At 43.7% G+C, this 17,777-nt stretch carries 14 protein-coding genes; 8 read left to right on the forward strand and 6 right to left on the reverse strand.

The features are described 5' to 3' along the window. Nucleotides 1–86: 86 nt before the first annotated feature. The gene (locus VPNCDNU1_RS26340) at nucleotides 87–1,367 is read left to right on the forward strand and encodes a serine hydrolase domain-containing protein (RefSeq protein ID WP_104403124.1); all 1,281 of its coding nucleotides are present in this window, start codon (nucleotides 87–89) and stop codon (nucleotides 1,365–1,367) included. A gap of 77 nt (nucleotides 1,368–1,444) precedes the next feature. Here the strand turns inward: VPNCDNU1_RS26340 and VPNCDNU1_RS26345 are convergent, their stop codons facing one another. Beyond that, nucleotides 1,445–1,693 (reverse strand): hypothetical protein, encoded by a 249-nt coding sequence (locus tag VPNCDNU1_RS26345; protein WP_101114331.1) that lies wholly within the window; start codon nucleotides 1,691–1,693, stop codon nucleotides 1,445–1,447. Nucleotides 1,694–2,047: 354 nt separating this feature from the next. Between VPNCDNU1_RS26345 and VPNCDNU1_RS26350 the strand changes: the two genes are divergently transcribed. Then, nucleotides 2,048–4,507, forward strand: a complete 2,460-nt coding sequence (locus tag VPNCDNU1_RS26350) for a M9 family metallopeptidase (protein ID WP_104403125.1) — start codon at nucleotides 2,048–2,050, stop codon at nucleotides 4,505–4,507. Between the two features lie 442 nt (nucleotides 4,508–4,949). On the opposite strand, the gene VPNCDNU1_RS26360 is transcribed toward VPNCDNU1_RS26350, so the two are convergent. Beyond that, on the reverse strand, nucleotides 4,950–5,333 hold the full coding sequence (locus VPNCDNU1_RS26360) for a helix-turn-helix domain-containing protein (RefSeq protein WP_104403126.1): 384 nt from the start codon (nucleotides 5,331–5,333) through the stop codon (nucleotides 4,950–4,952). 90 nt (nucleotides 5,334–5,423) lie between these two features. On the opposite strand from VPNCDNU1_RS26360, the gene VPNCDNU1_RS26365 reads away from it, so the two are divergent. From VPNCDNU1_RS26365 to VPNCDNU1_RS26375, 3 genes are all read left to right on the forward strand, one after another. Then, complete coding sequence (locus VPNCDNU1_RS26365) at nucleotides 5,424–5,906, forward strand: DUF2938 domain-containing protein (RefSeq protein WP_174715170.1); 483 nt, start codon at nucleotides 5,424–5,426, stop codon at nucleotides 5,904–5,906. A gap of 164 nt (nucleotides 5,907–6,070) precedes the next feature. Then, nucleotides 6,071–6,337: a hypothetical protein gene (locus tag VPNCDNU1_RS26370; protein WP_104403128.1), complete on the forward strand. Its 267-nt coding sequence runs from the start codon at nucleotides 6,071–6,073 to the stop codon at nucleotides 6,335–6,337. 229 nt (nucleotides 6,338–6,566) lie between these two features. After that, complete coding sequence (locus VPNCDNU1_RS26375; RefSeq protein WP_104403129.1) at nucleotides 6,567–7,853, forward strand: DEAD/DEAH box helicase; 1,287 nt, start codon at nucleotides 6,567–6,569, stop codon at nucleotides 7,851–7,853. A 111-nt stretch (nucleotides 7,854–7,964) separates the two neighbouring features. Here VPNCDNU1_RS26375 and VPNCDNU1_RS26380 read toward each other — a convergent pair whose 3' ends face one another. After that, nucleotides 7,965–8,933 carry a DUF6929 family protein gene (locus tag VPNCDNU1_RS26380; protein ID WP_104403130.1) on the reverse strand — a complete coding sequence of 323 codons (969 nt, stop codon included), beginning with the start codon at nucleotides 8,931–8,933 and terminating at the stop codon, nucleotides 7,965–7,967. 623 nt (nucleotides 8,934–9,556) lie between these two features. Further along, nucleotides 9,557–10,531 (reverse strand): DUF6929 family protein, encoded by a 975-nt coding sequence (locus VPNCDNU1_RS26385; protein ID WP_104403131.1) that lies wholly within the window; start codon nucleotides 10,529–10,531, stop codon nucleotides 9,557–9,559. A 255-nt stretch (nucleotides 10,532–10,786) separates the two neighbouring features. On the opposite strand from VPNCDNU1_RS26385, the gene VPNCDNU1_RS26390 reads away from it, so the two are divergent. From VPNCDNU1_RS26390 to VPNCDNU1_RS26400, 3 genes are all read left to right on the forward strand, one after another. Beyond that, nucleotides 10,787–12,169, forward strand: a complete 1,383-nt coding sequence (locus VPNCDNU1_RS26390) for a DNA-3-methyladenine glycosylase 2 family protein (RefSeq protein WP_104403132.1) — start codon at nucleotides 10,787–10,789, stop codon at nucleotides 12,167–12,169. Continuing rightward, nucleotides 12,166–12,654, forward strand: a complete 489-nt coding sequence (locus tag VPNCDNU1_RS26395; protein WP_104403133.1) for a methylated-DNA--[protein]-cysteine S-methyltransferase — start codon at nucleotides 12,166–12,168, stop codon at nucleotides 12,652–12,654. Before VPNCDNU1_RS26390 ends, VPNCDNU1_RS26395 begins: the two co-directional genes overlap by 4 nt. Nucleotides 12,655–12,869: 215 nt before the next feature. Continuing rightward, entirely contained in the window at nucleotides 12,870–14,102 is a 1,233-nt protein-coding gene (locus VPNCDNU1_RS26400) for a sensor histidine kinase (protein WP_145959494.1), read from the forward strand. A gap of 47 nt (nucleotides 14,103–14,149) precedes the next feature. Here the strand turns inward: VPNCDNU1_RS26400 and VPNCDNU1_RS26405 are convergent, their stop codons facing one another. Both VPNCDNU1_RS26405 and VPNCDNU1_RS26410 read right to left on the reverse strand, forming a co-directional pair. After that, nucleotides 14,150–15,085 (reverse strand): LysR family transcriptional regulator, encoded by a 936-nt coding sequence (locus VPNCDNU1_RS26405; protein WP_104403135.1) that lies wholly within the window; start codon nucleotides 15,083–15,085, stop codon nucleotides 14,150–14,152. Between the two features lie 211 nt (nucleotides 15,086–15,296). Further along, nucleotides 15,297–17,768 (reverse strand): nitric oxide reductase activation protein NorD, encoded by a 2,472-nt coding sequence (locus tag VPNCDNU1_RS26410; RefSeq protein ID WP_237324227.1) that lies wholly within the window; start codon nucleotides 17,766–17,768, stop codon nucleotides 15,297–15,299. Between the last annotated feature and the right edge of the window lie 9 nt (nucleotides 17,769–17,777).

A 17,777-nucleotide genomic window follows, 5' to 3' on the forward strand; every position in this document is an offset into this window, starting at 1 on the left:
TTGATGTAAAATAATGTTTAACTTGTTTACCCTCTTATATTGGTGCTTAATGAGTTTCATAATTAAGATAAAAATTGGGGAAGAACATGAAAAATAGCAGCTTAGTAACCGCGTTACTTATGTCATTTACGTTCAGTACCAATGCCGCGACCTTTCACCAGGAAGATGTAGAGTTTATTAAACAGGCTGAATCACTTGGTCTCGAACGTTCTGCGTGGGATCAGGGGGAGTTTGCGGCAATGACTTTCCCAAATGCTTATAAACTGACTCGCCACTACAGCATTTCCACAGGCGAAGGTACTGTGCCTCCTCAACGCTTAGTTGAAGAAAACTTATTGGACTTGAACAAGCTTAAAGGGTTTGACGCAGATGGTAAGCACAGCCTGTATACGATATTACGTGACCGCCTAAAAAATCATACCATGGTGGTGATCAAAGGTGACAAGATCATTCATCAGCACTACTTCAACGGTATGACTAAAGACTCTACGCATCTCGATATGTCGGTCACCAAATCTTTCACTGCGACGCTTGCGGGTATTGCTGTTAGCGAAGGCAAGCTGGATATGTCGAAGAACGTCGAGTTTTACCTTCCTCAATTCAAAGGAACCGCTTTTGAAGGATCTACTGTTCAGGAAGTCTCTGATATGCGAAGCGGTTTAGCCATTAAAACGCCACCACATATATCATGGGATCCAAGGTTAACCGAGTCACAGGAATGGCATGGTAAGAACGATTCGGGGCTTCACGGTATTAAAGATTACCTGGTGCTAATCGACGAGCGTAAGTATCCAACCGGTGAGGTTTACCAGTACCAAGACCCAAATTCTGAGGTACTGGGTATGGTTGTAGAAAAAGTCACGGCGAAAACGCTGGCTGACTACCTAGAAGAAAAAATCTGGAAAAAGCTGGGTGCTGAAAACAATGCATACTGGATGGCTGATCCAGCGGAGTTTGTTGTTGCTTCTGGTGGTTTGAATATGACGACACGAGATCTGGCTCGTGTTGGCAAAATGATTGTGAATGACGGTAAAAACTACTTAGGTGAGCAGGTCATTCCAAAAGACTTTATTGATGCGTTGTGGCAGGGCAATGATGAAGTACGTTCTGCATGGAAGAAAGGCAAAGAGTCTGCATTGATCAGCGATGCTTGGTATAAAGACCAGTATCGAGTTTTGAATCTGGGTGAACATAAGGTACTTGTGATGATTGGTATTCATGGTCAGGTGTTGGCGATGGAGAAAGATACAGGAACGGTCATCGCGATGAATGGTGGTTACCCGCAAACTGAAACTCCACGTATGGCGAATTTGATCTTTGGTCAGGTTATTCCAGCCGTTTTGGCTGAAGCGAAGAACATCAAGTAATTATCTTTGTTTCTTGCCTTCTCTGCGCTATAAAAAAACCGGCAATCTAGCCGGTTTTTCTGTTTATGCCTACTCTGTTAATGCTTTTTGCTCGGGCCGTTTCGCACACGATCTTTACCATTTTCGTAGACATCTTGGGATACCCAGCGACCAAGCAGCAGTTGATGTTTCTCACCTAATACAGCGACGAAAGGGCGACCATCAGAGTTACTCGTTGCCATCGCAATACCCGTTACACCTTCTAGCCCCAAACCGCCACTTTCAACTGCGGTTAAAAACAGTTCTAGCTCATCTAAGGTTTCAATTATCGGGAGATCGTTATTCATTTTCTTTTCCTGTACTTCGTATTTCTATGGCGCGCTGTCGAGGCACCCTATGTATGGGCGTACTGTACCGACAAATCTGAGTGAATGGAATCTCGGTGGTAAACGCTGCTAACCAAAAAGACAGGCGCATTTCAGTTCTCTCTGTTTTTAATTTGTTGATTTTTTTGACAATTCAACGTTTCGTGAAGTTTTTGGAGAGAGGTGATCAACACATTTAGTGAACAATTTTAAAATTAGAGTATATATTCTAATTCCTGAACTGAGTTCATAAATTTTATGCAACTGAATTCATCTTATTGAGTACAAAGAATATAACAGCGCCCTCAAACATATAACTAATTAATGAGTGTAGCTATGTCCCATCCCCGTTTATTTCCACGTCATCGCTTGGCGCTAGCTTGTATGCTTGCCAGTGTTTCCAGTTTTTCCTTTGCTCAAGAGCAGTGTGATATTCCTGAGCTCCAACAGGCACCTGATCTTGCTTTAGCCGTCTCTGACGCAAATCACAATTGCTATAGTGCTTGGTTCTCTGCACCTGCTGATTCCCTGAGCGATATATACAGTGAAGCTAGCCTAAGCCGTATTCAAATCGCGTTAAACCAAGCCATTGCTACTTACAAAGGTGAGGCAGAGCAAGCACGCAAACTAGAAAACCTTGGTGAATTTGTACGCGCGGCTTATTACGTTCGCTATAACGCCCAGCAGCCGGACTTTTCACAGGCATTAGGTCAACGTTTTGCTCAGTCGATTAATGCGTTTTTAGCTAACCCACACGCTTTCGATCAAGGTCGTGAACAAGTGGGGGCAATGAAAAGCCTGACTTTGATGGTCGATAACGTAAAACAGCTTCCTTTGACTATGGATTCACAACTTGCCGCACTGCGTCAGTTCAATCGTGAAACGGCGAAAGACACGCAGTGGGTGGATGGGCTGAACAATCTCTTTCGTGCAATGGCCGGTCACTCTGCGCGAGATGACTTCTACAACTATATGGCGAGCAATACGCAACACATCGACACGCTGGCGGTGTTTGCTCGTGATAACGGGTGGGCACTGGATACGGACGCGAGCTTCTTGGTTTACAACGCAGTGCGCGAAACCGGACGTTTGTTAGCAAGCCCAAACCAAAAAACCAAAGAAAAGGCACTGCGTGTGATGCAGCAAGTGATGGAACAAAACCCACTTGGTAGTGAACACGACAAGCTTTGGTTGGCGGCTGTTGAGATGATGAACTACTTCGCGCCAGAGCACTTGAACGGCCTGGATTTAGACCAAGCGAAACGTGATTTGGCGGCTCGCGTGCTGCCTAACCGTCATGAGTGTGATGGTCCGGCAATCATTCGCTCTCAAGATTTAACCCAAACCCAAGCGGTTGAAGCGTGTGAGGTTTTAGCGGCAACAGAGGCAGACTTCCACCAAGTGGCGAACACGGGTAATCAGCCTGTGGCAGACGACAACAACGAGCAAGTCGAAGTTGCGGTGTTTGCGAATAATGGAAGCTACGAGGATTACTCGTCTTTCTTGTTTGGTAACTCGACGGATAACGGCGGTCAGTATCTTGAAGGGGATCCGGCAAAGGTAGGCAACGTGGCGCGTTTTGTCGCTTATCGTTTCGCAAATGGTGATGAGCTATCAGTTCTCAATCTAGAGCATGAATACGTTCACTATCTAGATGCACGCTTCAACCAATATGGCTCATTCAGCGATAACTTGGCTCATGGTTACATTGTGTGGTGGCTAGAGGGTTTTGCTGAGTACATGCATTATAAACAAGGCTACGACGCGGCGATTGGTGTGATTGCCGATGGAAAGATGAGCCTGTCTGATGTGGTTGCGACGACTTATTCTCATGATACGAATCGCGTGTATCGTTGGAGCTACCTAGCGGTACGTTTTATGTTGGAAGAGCACCCGCAAGAGGCAGACAGTTTACTCGCGCTTTCTCGTTCTGGTCTGTTTGCCGAATGGGCAAAACAGGTTCAATTATTCGGTGAGCAATACAATGGTGAGTTTGACCGTTGGTTAGATTCAATCTCTAGTGAACCAGAACAGCCTGATCCAAACCCAAACCCGGGTGAACCAACAGAGCCTTCGGATCAAGTAACACCGCTAGCAGTAAACCAAAGCGTGGTGTTAAGCGGTGAGGCATACAGCGAGCAGTTGTTCTACGTTGATGTGCCAGAGAACGCCACTCACTTTGAAGTTGAGATCCAAGGTGGCAGCCAAGGCGATGCGGATCTGTACATGAGCTTTGAGAAAGTCGCTCATTACTACGATTTTGAGTTCAGCCAATATGACGCGGGCAACAATGAGATCGTAGCGTTTGAGCCAGAGCCATCGGGTTACATCAAACCAGGCCGTTACTACATGAGCATCGCGGGTCGAACTGCATTTGATGCGGTGACGCTCACGGCTTCATTGGAAACCAAAGCGCCAACACCACTAAAACCGGAGCAAGATGACTTAGCGCCAGTGGTATTGGAATCGGGCCAAGCACAAACCCTAACGGTAATCCAACAACGCTATGCTGCGGTTTATGTCCCGCAAGGAATTCAAGAAGTGCGCGTGTGGCTAACAGATAAGAACCCCAATACTGATGATGCTAACGATTCCACCAGTGCAAACAATGGCAACGTGGATCTGTACGCGAGCCAAGCATACTGGCCAACAGCAGAGCAGTACGAATACGCATCTAATTATTCTGGCAGCAATGAATATCTGCAAATCCCCGTAACGGAAGCGGGCTATTTGCACTTCTCGTTGAACGCGCCGCAACAAGGGGATGAGGTTGAGATGTTGGTGCACTTCCACTAGGGTCTGTTGACCTTTCGAGCTGATTTTTGCAGCAATTTGTGGGTTCTTTATACAAGGCAGCGCTTATTCGGTGTAGTCGCTCTACATCAATAAGCGGTAACGCAGTAGAAAGGAGCCACAAATGCTGCCCAAAGGGTTCGACTAGGCGTCCCCGGTCTATACCCTTTACTCTTTGTTGCAAGGTATTTGCTTAGAATTGCTTTTGTTCTTAAAGAATGGGCTAAAGACCTTGCGCCGCGATTAAAACACATAGAACTCGAACAAAATTTAACCGCGAAAGGTCAACAGACCCTAACAAACGCATGGTAAACAAACTTAAAGCCGAACCTCTGTGTTCGGCTTTATTTATTCGAGTTTTGTATCTAATGAATATTCATTGATGCCAAAAGCGAGTCGATAACAAAAGTTGAACGATACGAAAAGTGAATCGATGCCAAAAACCTTACAACTCATTGAGCATTTTTTGAAAAGAAGGGCAAGTCAGGTGATCGTCTGCCGGGCAGTTAGCGACATGTAAAAGGCTCTCTTTAACGCATATCAGTTGTCGGATGGACTTTTCTATTTCAGACACTTTCTCAAGTAAAGCGTCACGATTGATATCCAAGTTACCGTCTTGATTAAACATTGCTTTTATCTCTTCGAGCGATAATCCTGCCTTTCTTCCCAAATGAATCAAAGCCAATTTTTGCAAAACACCTTCGGAATATTGCCGCCTTAAGCCATTTCGCCCAATGGAGTGAATCAGACCAATGCTTTCGTAATAACGGAGCGCCGAAGAATTCAAACCGCTTCGCTTTGCCACGACGCCGATATCGAGTGTTTTCATCTTGACCTCAAGTTAACTTCAAGTAGTACATTTAAACATCGAAAACCCGCCAAATTCAAGGCGTTGAAAATAAGATAAGGAGAGGTCGTGGTGGAAACAGCAGTAAATGCAGTGGTCTTGGGCATCGGTGCCACATTGTTCATGGATATCTGCGCGTGGGTACAAAATCGGTTTTTCGGTGTGGCATCGCTGGATTATGCGTTAGTCGGTCGGTGGCTATTGGGGTTAAGAAAAGGGAAATACTTTCACAAACCCATATTCAAATCACCTAAAGCGCACGGAGAGATCGTCATAGGGTGGGGGGCGCATTACCTGATAGGCATTGTGTTTGCAGCTGCTTTGCTCCTTGCCTTTCCAGATTGGCTAAGATCACCAAGCTTAGTTGTCGCACTATCTGTGGGTGTAATCAGTGTTCTCGCCCCATTTCTTATTCTGCAACCTGCCTTTGGGTTGGGGATTGCAGCAGCGAAAACACCTAATCCAAGCGTGGTAAGGGCAAAGAGTATGCTCGCACATATCACTTACGGGGTAGGATTGTATTTGAGTGGAATCTCAATAACCATATGGCTATAAGGTAAATAATAGGGGTTATCATCATTTGATATAAGAGATAAGAACTTTGCCTTGTCATTTTTAAACTTTAGTTGCATATTAATTGTTCAGTCTTCGGTGTTGGATAGGCTAGCAATACTAAGAAAAGAAGGTTTGACAAAGAACTAAAAGAAAAAGGAGAGGTTATGAGTAACAACAGTTGGAATGATTTTGGGGTGCTTAAAAGCGTCTCAAAAGACGAAAAATTTGTTTGGGTATCTAATGAAGAAGGGTGCCAACTGAAAATGAGTATCGTCAGTTATAAAGAAAGTGCAGAGCGAGTGTATTCGAAGGCTCAAGAACTGGTTGGAAAAAGCGTTCGGGTACGCTCTAGCCAAGATATTTCGGACTTACGCGATTTAGTATGGTTTAACAGCATTGATAACGGTTCTTATCTCTTGTCGACTCATTGAGTTATCTTCGCTCCCTTTTTATTAGGGGCTATAGCCTCTAAATAACCGATCTTTTGATCGGTTTTTTTATGTCTTCTAATTAAAGGCAATACTTGATGAGCCTAGCATCTTTAAGCTATTTGGGTATACTATGCCGCTAATTGAAATTCATGTACCAGTTTGGCTGGCAAGCGAAGTATAGGCTTGCGTTTCAGCCATCAAAGGTTGTCTGATAAAGGACCTTGCTTCAATGTCATTTTCTTCTCAAGGTTTCGCTCCTGAAGTAGCGAAAGTACTGACCGAAATCGGTTACGAAAAACTTACGCCAATCCAGCAAAAAGCCATCCCTATGGCGCGTAAAGGGCACGATATTTTTGCCACTGCGCAAACGGGTACAGGTAAAACGGCGGCGTTCTCGTTACCAGTGATCCAACACTTATTGGATTCGGGCAAGCAGCCTTCGCGCCGTACTGCACGTGCTCTGATTTTGGCTCCGACTCGTGAATTGGTTGCACAAATTTCAGACAACATCAAAGCCTACACCAAATATACCTCTCTTAGTGTGGCAGCCGTTTACGGTGGCAATAAGATGTCATCTCAGGTTCGCCAATTAGAAAGTGGTGTGGATATTCTTGTTGCAACACCTGGTCGCTTGAGTGAACACATGCAAGAAGGCAACGTTTCAATAGCTAACCTTGAATTTCTTGTATTTGATGAAGCCGACCGAATCCTCGATATGGGCTTCATCAACGCGGTACGCGAAATCATGATGGAAGTCGAAACAGCACCTCAGATCATGATGTTTTCTGCGACAACATCTAGCCAGCTTAACCAGCTTTCTGCGGACATTTTGCGCAAACCTAAACGTATTAGCGTTGACCATGAAAACTCGACAGCAGCGACTGTTGCCCATGTTGTTTATCCTGTAGACCAAGAGCGTAAAACCGAACTGCTTTCTGAACTGATTGGTCGTAAGAACTGGCAACAAGTTCTGGTGTTTGTGAACTACAAAGAAACGGCTAACGATATTGTTAAAGAGCTTAAATTAGATGGCATAAAAGCGGTACTTTGCCATGGTGATAAAGCGCAAAGTGCTCGCCGACGCGCATTGGATGATTTTAAAGAAGGCAAAGCACGAGTGATGGTTGCAACAGACGTTGCTGCTCGTGGTTTAGACATTGAAAGTCTGCCTCACGTAATCAACTACGACATGCCTTTCCTTGCGGAAGACTACGTTCACCGTATTGGCCGCACGGGTCGTGCAGGTAAACAAGGTCATGCGGTTTCATTTGTTAGCCGCGAAGAAGAACTGACGTTGGTTCAAGTAGAAAACCTTATCCAACAACGTATTCGCCGCGTAGAGCAGCCTGGGTATGAGCCAAAACGCCGTGAAGCTTATGTTGAAAAGCTCAACAGCAAAGATGCGTTTAAGAAACGTCGTGGTCGCACCAATAACCCAGACGCACCGAAAGATCAGGCTTCTGCTGAACGCAGACTCTCTATGATGAACCGAATTAAAGCGCGTCGCGGTAAATAGTCACCATTTAGACTAGATAACGTAAGAACATAAAAAGAGCATCCATTTGGATGCTCTTTTAGGTTGTATTCTTGAAAGCGTTTGGAATAACGTTTTTATTGCTTCGTAGCGCTACTGAGTAAGGCGGAATTTGAAAAACTCGCTGGTTCCATCATCGTTATCACTGGCAAGAACGCCTTTGATTGCTTGCGAACCGTCTTGGGTAACGGATACCGATTCAACCTTAGTGATAACTTGCTTACCTTTAATTGAGACGGGTTTGGCTACGTTAGTAAGATTGAGTTCTTTACCAGACTCAAGTTGAGAAACGGGGAATGATCCGACAAAGCTGCCAAGGATTTCACCATCATTATAAGCGTCGCCTGTTGCCTCAACTGAAGCTGTAAACACCAATCGTTTCGCTTGTTTCCAATAGGTCGCACCAGAAAGACCCGCTTCAAATCCACCTACTTCTGGCAACGTGATTTTATTGGTACCTAAGTTAGCGATCGTGTCTGTTTTACCCGTGAGGTAATCTTCAAACTGCTGCATAGGGGCAGTGAATATCACGTTTGAGCCACCATTTCCGCGATTAAGAATGAAAACGGTTCCTTCTGAAGCTGCCAAGCCTTCAATATTTAACTCTTCTACACCGTATTCGCGGCTTGCTCGGTAAAGTTGTTCGTATAAAGGAATGAGTGAACGTTCGATACGGATCTGCTTATCTTGGCTAACCACAAATGCCCACTCACGAATGCCGGATTTACTTCCAGAGCCAAGCATAACGAATGAAGGCTTTCCGTTGATGCTTAACAACTCCATCGCTTCAAAGTCGGGTTTTACTTTCTTAAGAATTCGCCCGCTTTTTTCTACTGGATAGTGTTTGATGAGGTCTTTATCTGCGATTCGAAAGTTCAAACCAATCTTGTATAGCCATGGAGAATCGTCACCTACGGCATAAACCATATCTTCGGTGTAAACAATTCCAGAGGCGGACGGAAAGGCAGTGTTTAGTTTTGGTGTCGTAACGGTTAAATCTGCTGAGGAAGCGGAAAATGGTAATCCAATAGCGAGAGCCGTAAATAAAATTCCTTTTTTCACTGATAGTCCTTAGGGTCTGATGACCTTTCGAGATGATTTTTGCAGAGATTTGTGCGCTATTTATGCAAAGCAGAGCTTATTCGGTGTAGTCGCTCTACATCAATAGGCGATAACGCAGTAGAAATAGCACACAAATACTGCCCAAAGGGTTCGTTTCAATGCGCTTTACTGTTTGTTACAAGGTATTTACGTAGAGTGACTAGGCTGCATACCTTGAGCCGCGATTAAAACGCATTGAACACGAACAAAATTTAACCGCGCAAGGTCATCAGACCCTAATGTGTTGCGATGCATATCTCGAAAATTAGCACTTACCAACAATATGAACCAGATGTTCATTCCAAAAAATGAGACGGTCGGACGGAAATATGAGTGAAATCACAATCATGGTGACGTTTTATGATTTCATACATTCGGCATGCATGGTCTTCATTTAATCGATATCCAAAAATAAATGAGCTATATATTAAAATATTTGAACTAACTTTGAGATAGGAAACTCAATAGAAGAAGCTAGGGGTAAAAAGGAGAGACAATTACGCTGCCATACTTCTACAACCCATGCCTATTTCGATAGCGAGAACTGGCTGAGGTTTTAAATATGGCAGCGAATGGGTTAAGTTCTACTTGTGTAAGCTAAACGAGAAAAACTCGCTTGTACCGTCATCGTTATCGCTGGCTAATGCGCCTTCAATGGACTCTGGGGTACTGACTTTTATCGAAACGGATTCAACCTTGGTAATAACCGGCTTGCCATTCTTGTCGATGGATTGAGCGTATGGGCTAAGATCCAATGTCTTTGTTTCGCTGAGTTGTCCTACTTCAAAATGACCGACAAAGCTTCCTAAGATCTCTCCATCGTTGTAGGCATCTCCTGTTGCTTCTACCGAAGCAGTAAATACCAAGCTATCCGTTTCTTCCCAATATGTGCCACCAGAAAGACCCGCTTCAAACCCTTGAACGTTAGGAAGCGAAACGTGATACGTACGTAAAGAATTTACTTTGTCTTGCTTACCTAAAAGGTAGTCTTCAAACTCAGCTGCCGTTAAGGAAAAGATAATGTTTGAACCGCCATTTCCACGGTTGAAGATGTAAACCGTGTCTTCGGAAATAGCCAACCCTTCGATGTTTAGTTCTTGTTTGCCACTGAATTTACTTGCACGGTATAACTGCTCATAAAGCGCGACCAGCGAACGCTCAATTTTTACGCCTTTATCTTTGCTGATGATGTATGCCCATTCGCGAATGTCTTGTTTGCTTCCCGAGCCGAGAAGAACCAAAGCACGGCGACCGTTTACGGTGAACGACTCCATGGCTTCAAAGTCTGGTTTTACTTTTTTAAGAATTCGACCATTGTCGCCAACAGGGTAATGCTTAATCAGGTCTTGGCTAAGGATATTGAAATCCAAGTCCATGTTGTAAAGCCAAGGCGAGTCATCACCAACTGCATACAATGTCGTCCCGTCTATCACCACACCGGAAGCAGAAGGGAAGGTGGTATTTAAAAGAGGCTCAGATACAGAAAGGCTGGTTGCCTGAGCAGAAAACGCCAACGCACTGCTAATGGTAATTGCTAAAGCTGATGCTTTTTTAAACATGGAAAAATTCCTTTAAAACTATTGAGTTACGATGGCTGGAATCTATCACTCACGTTTTATATCCACTAGTTGAATATCGCTTTATCGATAGGAAAGTTTATTATTTTGGGGCTGACCTCACGTCTATAAATTTCGCGATTGAGCGAAATCTCATTTGGTTCCGAAAATGGCTAGTTTGCGTTTCAAAATTGAGTAGACTGGATAACATCAGCTTCACATATAAAATCAGAGTTTTCAGCTAAGGATGCGACGCCAATGAATAATCAGCCACTTTCAATTGAGGAATGTCAGCGAGCGAGAATGGCACGAGATCAGCGGTTTGATGGTCGTTTCTATGTAGCCGTAAAAACAACTGGCATTTTTTGCCGTCCTATATGCCCTGCAAATTTACCGCAGGAAAAGAATGTGACTTACTATTTCGACCAAGCACAAGCTTTGCAGGCTGGGTTTCGTCCGTGCTTGCGTTGTCGGCCAGACAGTGCACCCAGCTCTTGGGCTTGGAAAGGGGCAGAAACGTCCTTTCAACGTGCGATTAAATTGATAGAGCAAGGGGCTCTGCAATCCGGTGGTATTTCCGATTTGTCTGATCGTTTAGGTATATCTGATCGCTACCTAAGAAAACTCTTTGATAAGTACCTCGGCATGTCTCCCAAGCAATACGCCCAATATCACAAGCTGATGTTCGCAAAACAGCTTTTGCATGAAAGTTCAATAAGCATTAGTGACATTGCGTTTGCCAGTGGTTTCAATAGTGTGAGGCGGTTCAATGATGCATTTAAAAGCATGTTAAAGTTGACGCCCACCCAAGTAAGAAAATCTGAGGGGGATGCATCGAAAACCAATCATGTGCGTTTAGGCTTCAAATCGCCTTTGCATTGGCAGCACATGTTGGGTTTTTATCGGATGCGAGCCATTGAAGGCGTCGAAACCATTGGAGATGATTTTTACGAGCGGCATTTTAGTTTAAATGGATCAAAAGGCTGGTTTCGGGCTTCCGTGATTTCTAAGCAGCACATGCAGGTTGAATTTGAACTTGATGATATTACCCAATTGAAAGCATTGGTGGTCAAGTTACGTCGAATGTTTGATCTTGATGTGAGCATTACCGAAGTTGAGCACCACCTAACAGCGATAGCGCCAGATCTAATCCGAGAAAGTGGGATCAGAATCCCCGGTGTTTGGAGCCCTTGGGAAGCAGGGGTAAGAGCCATCTTAGGGCAGCAAGTATCGGTTAAAGCGGCGATAGGTCAGCTTAATTTATTAACGGAAAAACTGAATTTGGAAGGCAATTCAAAAGACAGTTCGGGTATCCGATATTTCCCCACGCCAGAGCAAGTGGCGAATGCGGATTTAACCTTTCTTAGAATGCCCAACAGCCGAAAAGAGACGCTGGCTCGATTTGCAGATTATTGTTTGAACAATCCCGATGCCGATCCATCTGAATGGATAGAAATAAAAGGGGTTGGACCGTGGACCATTAATTACGCTCAGCTTCGTGGTCAGTCCATAGCCAATTGCTTTTTAAGTGGCGATCTCGTCGTTAAGAAGGCGATGGTCCACTATCCAGAAATGTCACCTGAAAATGTTGCTCCTTGGGGCAGTTACGCCACCTTACACTGTTGGAATTTACCGCTATGAAAAATTTATCTGAAAACGTTTATACCATTTTGTCCAGTAAACTGGGGGATGTCACGATCCAAGCGAACGACGACGGTTTGTTAGGCATTTGGTTTGAAACGTATACGACAAAACCAAATGAACTTGGACGTGAAGATTGCAAGCACAATGTATTAGCCCAAGCTTGTAAGCAGCTTACGGAATATTTCGAAGGAAGCCGAAAAACCTTTGATGTACCACTTGCAGCAAAAGGCACCGATTTCCAAAAGCAGGTGTGGCAGACATTAACGCAAATTCCCTTCGGAGAAACATGGAGTTATCAAGATCTCGCAAACACCATTGGTAACCCGAAAGCGGTTCGAGCAGTTGGGCTTGCCAATGGAAAAAATCCTATATCAGTGATTGTGCCGTGCCACCGTGTGATAGGGAAAAGCGGTAAGTTAACTGGATACGCTGGTGGCTTAGAGCGCAAAGAAGCGTTATTGAAGTTAGAGGGGATTCTTTAGACGGCTGAGTAAAGAATAGTATGAATTGTAATGTAAATTCAGATTCAAAAATGTCGTCATTGAATTGATTTATGACCTATAAACAAAGCGGCACTTAACCCTGATGAAGGTAAATATTCGATCAAATTTCGCTGAACCTAGTACCCGGAGTTCGTTTGGGTATATGCTAAAGCATGAGCGAGAAATAATTTATTGGGATAGGGTTGCTGACGTTTGTGGCTAAAAAAACAGAAGATACACGTCAAGAAAAACAGGAAAAAATTGTAGTTATTGATGATTCCAAAACTTTGTGTGACACGTTTTGTGAGTTACTTGCAGATTTAGGGTTTCGTACTGAAGGTTATTATTCGGGTATTGCTGCCTTAGAAGGCATGCAAAAAGATATCCCAGATCTTCTGTTACTTGACTTGAATATGCCAGATATGGATGGCTACGAGGTATGTCGGCGGATGCAGTCCAATGAAGCATTGTCAGAGATTCCTGTGCTTGTAATAAGTAGCTACAGTAATATCGATGAAAAGCTAAAGGCGTTTGAGGTCGGTGCTGTGGATTATGTAACCAAACCAATCCAAATGGCGGAGGTGCAGGCTAGGATAGAAACTCATTTGTCTTTGCGTCGTTACCAGTCAGCTCTGGAGGACAAGAATACTCAATTAACTCAAACTCTCGAAGAGTTGAAAAATGCTCAGCGACAACTGGTACAGACTGGCAAGTTAGCTTCGCTAGGCAAATTAGTAGCTGGGGTCGCACACGAAATTAATAATCCTGTCAGCTTTATTATTGGTAATGCTCATATCATTCAACGTGATCTAACTAAACTTCTTGAGTTACACCGTAACAATGAGTTTTCTTACGAAAGAGATTCCAATAAAGATAATCACCTTGAACATACATTGAAGGAGTTGGTTCCTGCTGCTGATGATGTTCTTGAAGCATCGCTAAGAATCAATAATATCGTTAAAGATCTGCAATCGTTCAGTGCTAAGGGAACTACAGAAAAACTAGCCATTAATTTTTCCGCATTAGTTAAAAAAGCAGTGAATTGGATTAATAAAAGTAACCAATCTATGGCAGATATTGAGCTAGTGCTCCCGAAGAATTTACCAGTACAAGGAAATGAAGGTCAATTAACGCAGGTGATACTGAACTTGCTTACCAATGCTCTAGACGCTTTGAAAGAAGAAGCCAAACCAAAAGTCACGATAACCGGTGAACGTTGTGGGGACAGTGTAGTACTAATAATCAAAGATAATGGTACTGGTGTTAAACCGTGTCATTTAGAGTATCTATTTGATCCTTTTTTTACCACCAAGGAAGTTGGAGAAGGAACCGGACTAGGTTTATCGATCAGTTACGGCTTAGTGGTTGAACACAAGGGGACTCTTACCGCAGAAAATAACCCTGACAAAGGGGTATGCTTTACGTTGACGCTACCTTGGCATGACTAGGGTCTGTTTACCTTTCGTTGTCAATTTTCTTGTATGGTAAACAAACTCTATCCGTTCACTATATTTTCCACGTTTAGGAAATCAGTTGGTGACATATTCTGTACCTGATTCAGTAAGAATTGCTGAAATGCCTCCGCGATAGGTGACAACCTTTTTTCTTTGTGGCGGACTAAGTACCAATGCCTGATTATAGGCATATTTTCTACATCAAGAACGACCAGTTTGTTTGCTTCCAACTCAAGTTGAATGGTATGTAAAGAGACGATCCCTAACGATAATCCAGCAGACACAGCCTGTTTAATTGCTTCACTGGCGCTCATTTCAGCGGACACATGAAGTGAAAGACCGTGTAAATCGAAAAAACGCTCAATAGCGCTACGCGTACCCGAGCCTTTTTCTCGTACCACAATCGACTCCTGCGTTAAGGTGGTAAGAGGAATAGCTTTTCTCTTTGAAAGAGGATGATTTGGGGGGGCAATAACGACTAAGGGATTCTCCATTAACACCGTACTCTCGGTGTCCAATTCTGAAGGTGGTTTACCCATTATTGCTAAATCACAGAGGTTGTTTTTTAGATCTTTTAGTAAATGATCTCGATTCGTCACATTCAACACAAGTTGTACGTGCTCGTACTGTTGAGAAAAGGCGGAAAGTAAACTCGCCGCAAAGTAATTGGCTGTGCTTGCCACGGTGATTTTTAACTTCCCCCTAGAAAGTGTTTTCATGCTGTTGAACGTATTTTCGGCATCATTAACGATATAATTTATTCGCTCGCAATACCCAACCAACTCTTCACCTGCCGAGGTAAGAAAAAGTGATTTACCCAATTGTTCGAATAAGGGAAGTCCGATATTTTCTTCAAGTTGCCTTACCTGCATAGAAACCGCTGGTTGCGTTAGGTGAAGAATTTCTGACGCTCTTGTATAACTGAGCTGGCTTGCAACGGCATAAAAAATATTCAGTTGGCGAAGAGTTAGGTGCATGTACAGTCCTGAACAAAGATTCGATAGCCTACTGGTTCTGCATAATGTGTGCCTTTAGAAATATATTCACCTAACGTTTTGCTTTTAATCCAGAATGCATAAATTATGTCATCAATGGAAAGAGATAATACCTATGCATTGGAAAGTGCCTATCCATTCATTGGTTAGGTACTATCCGTTCATTGGTTAGTATTATCCGCTAACCCGTTAGCTAATCTGTCTTTTTCGTCAAGCTCGCAAAAAGGTGCGGCAGTAAGGATGGCAATCGAGTTACATCGTTCAAAATGGTGTAGCGCCCTTGCCCAAAAAGCGCATCGATGTAGGTATCTGCGTTTTTGTCGATGGTTAGGCAATAAGGTGTAATACCTTGACAAAGTAATTCATCCACCGCTTTGTGTGTGTCGGATTTTAAGTACTCAGGGTCACGTACATCAATATCTGACGGCTCTCCATCACTGAGTAACAAGATCAGCTTCTTACTTTGGGATTGTTTCATGAGATAATGACCAGCATGGCGCATGGCTGCACCTATACGAGTGGACAACGCTCCTTTTACCCCCGCCAGCTTTGCTTTTACATTATCATCAAAAGCCTGATTAAACGCTTTAATACATTGGTATTGGACTTCATGACGTCCATTAGATGAAAAGCCATGAATGGCGAAAGGATCGCCAATTTGTTCAATCGCGCTTGCCAATAAAGTTGTTGCTTCTTTGGTAATCTTGATGACAGTCGTACCATGTTCGTTAACTGAGTCGTTTGTTGACTCAGACAAATCTAGTAACAAGACGACCGCCAGATCGCGTTGATGCCTTTTTAAACGCTGATCAACGTTTAAATCGGGTAAGCTGCCACGCTTGATTTCTTTATAAACTTCGATCAAGGCATCCAGATCAAAATCATCACCATCGCTTTGTTTTCTAAGTCTTTGTAATCCTTTGGGCTGAACTGTTTCCACTAATCGTCGGAGCTGTTTAACTAAGGGGCGATGAATATCAAGCAGTTGTTCAATGTTAGCCGGTGATCCTATTTTACCTGAGTGTTCAGTAACCGTTGTCCAGTTTGCTCGCGAACTTGCAGAACGATAATCCCACTCCGGATAATAAAAAGGAGAAGACACTTGCGTTGTACCTTCGAGTGTATTGATACTAACATCCTCAGGATCACCATCACGGAAAAATTCTGATTCAAGAACCCATATCTCCTGAGCATTGTCATCGGCAAGCTCACAATCCAGTTCATTAACCATTTCCATAACACTGACGCTTTTTTTCACCTGAGGGGGGTTGAGTGATGTCCATTTATCCAATTCCTCTTTGTCTTGCCAAAGAGACTGGTTATCGTCGCGATAAGGGATGACTTCCCGAGAATACTGAGTAACCGACGTATGACGACATTGCGATGGTAGGGCTTCGGCTAACCATACCCCTAGTTGATTAACAGCGGCTGTATGTGTGGGATTGGGCTGCGCTAACAGTTCAGTAAAGCGTTGGCACGTTTTTGCGACCAGTGGATGAGGATCACGGGAGTCTTGATTCAATAATGCAACGACTACTCGTTCGACCAAGGTTAACCCTGAATCAGGCAAGCAGACTTGATGACGGGGAATAGTAAGAATTGAGTGCCAAAGCGTTTTGAGCCCTGGAAACACCTCGATGGCAAGCGCCTCAACACGAGCATCTTCAATGACACCAATAAAAAACTGTTGAATTGGCGTGAAATCACAACGGCGACGGGGTGTAGAAAACCGAATATGGGCAGCGCAGTGAGCTGCGGCAGCTCTATACATCAGTTTAGCAGGAATACTTACCTGATCCGTTTGGTGGTCGCAGTCGGGAAAAGAGCTCATGTAATCATCAATTGCATCTGGCAATAGAATCATCTGGTGCAATATTGAAGGTCGCATATTGGAGGTAGCAGCGCTCTCGTCATTAAATTGAACACTAACAGGGCGGAGCAAAAAATCCTCTCCCCAAATAGCGCATAAAAAATATTGCAGCTGACGTTGGGTATCGACGAACAAAAGACCATTTTTTTGTTGCTGAAATACAGAAAGGCTGTCACTGGATTGTAATGAAAAATAGCTATGCAATGATTCATTTTGGTGGGCAAACGCGCGAACACCCCACATTGCCCAATGTTCTAAGCCGGATATCGATAACTGGCGAAGGTACCTATCTAAATAATTAAAAAAAGGCGCTAAACATCGGGGGGCTTGTGTGGCGAGAGACTCGGTTAAAGAGAGATATTGCTTCAATGCTGCAACAGATTTTAAACGATTGGATGCGATTAGAAGTGAGTCTAAAAATTGTATAAGGCGCTCTGTCCCCATCAATTCACTTAGCACAAATAGTGTTGACTCTGTTTGTTGAACCAGTGCACATAGTACTTCAACATTGTCTTGGTAAGGCGTATCGCCGTGGCAGGTATTGACCATTTCTGAGACGTTGTGAAACCAACAATACAATAGAGATCGATTAGGGTTTCGTTGATAAATAAAGCAAGCTGCGCGAACACAATAACAAACCACAGGCTGTGGTAGTGTCGCTGTTGTCTGAACGATGGCTTCCTCAAGCTGAGTAAGGTCATCGTCTCGATTCTTTTCTCCTTTAACATTGATAGATGGAGAACCAGCTCGAATCGATTCAAGTAATTGGCTTGTCAGTGCCTCAGTCGCTTCCATATTCCAATC

Source organism: Vibrio penaeicida (genome assembly GCF_002933855.1).
Classification (GTDB): Bacteria; Pseudomonadota; Gammaproteobacteria; order Enterobacterales; family Vibrionaceae; genus Vibrio; species Vibrio penaeicida_A.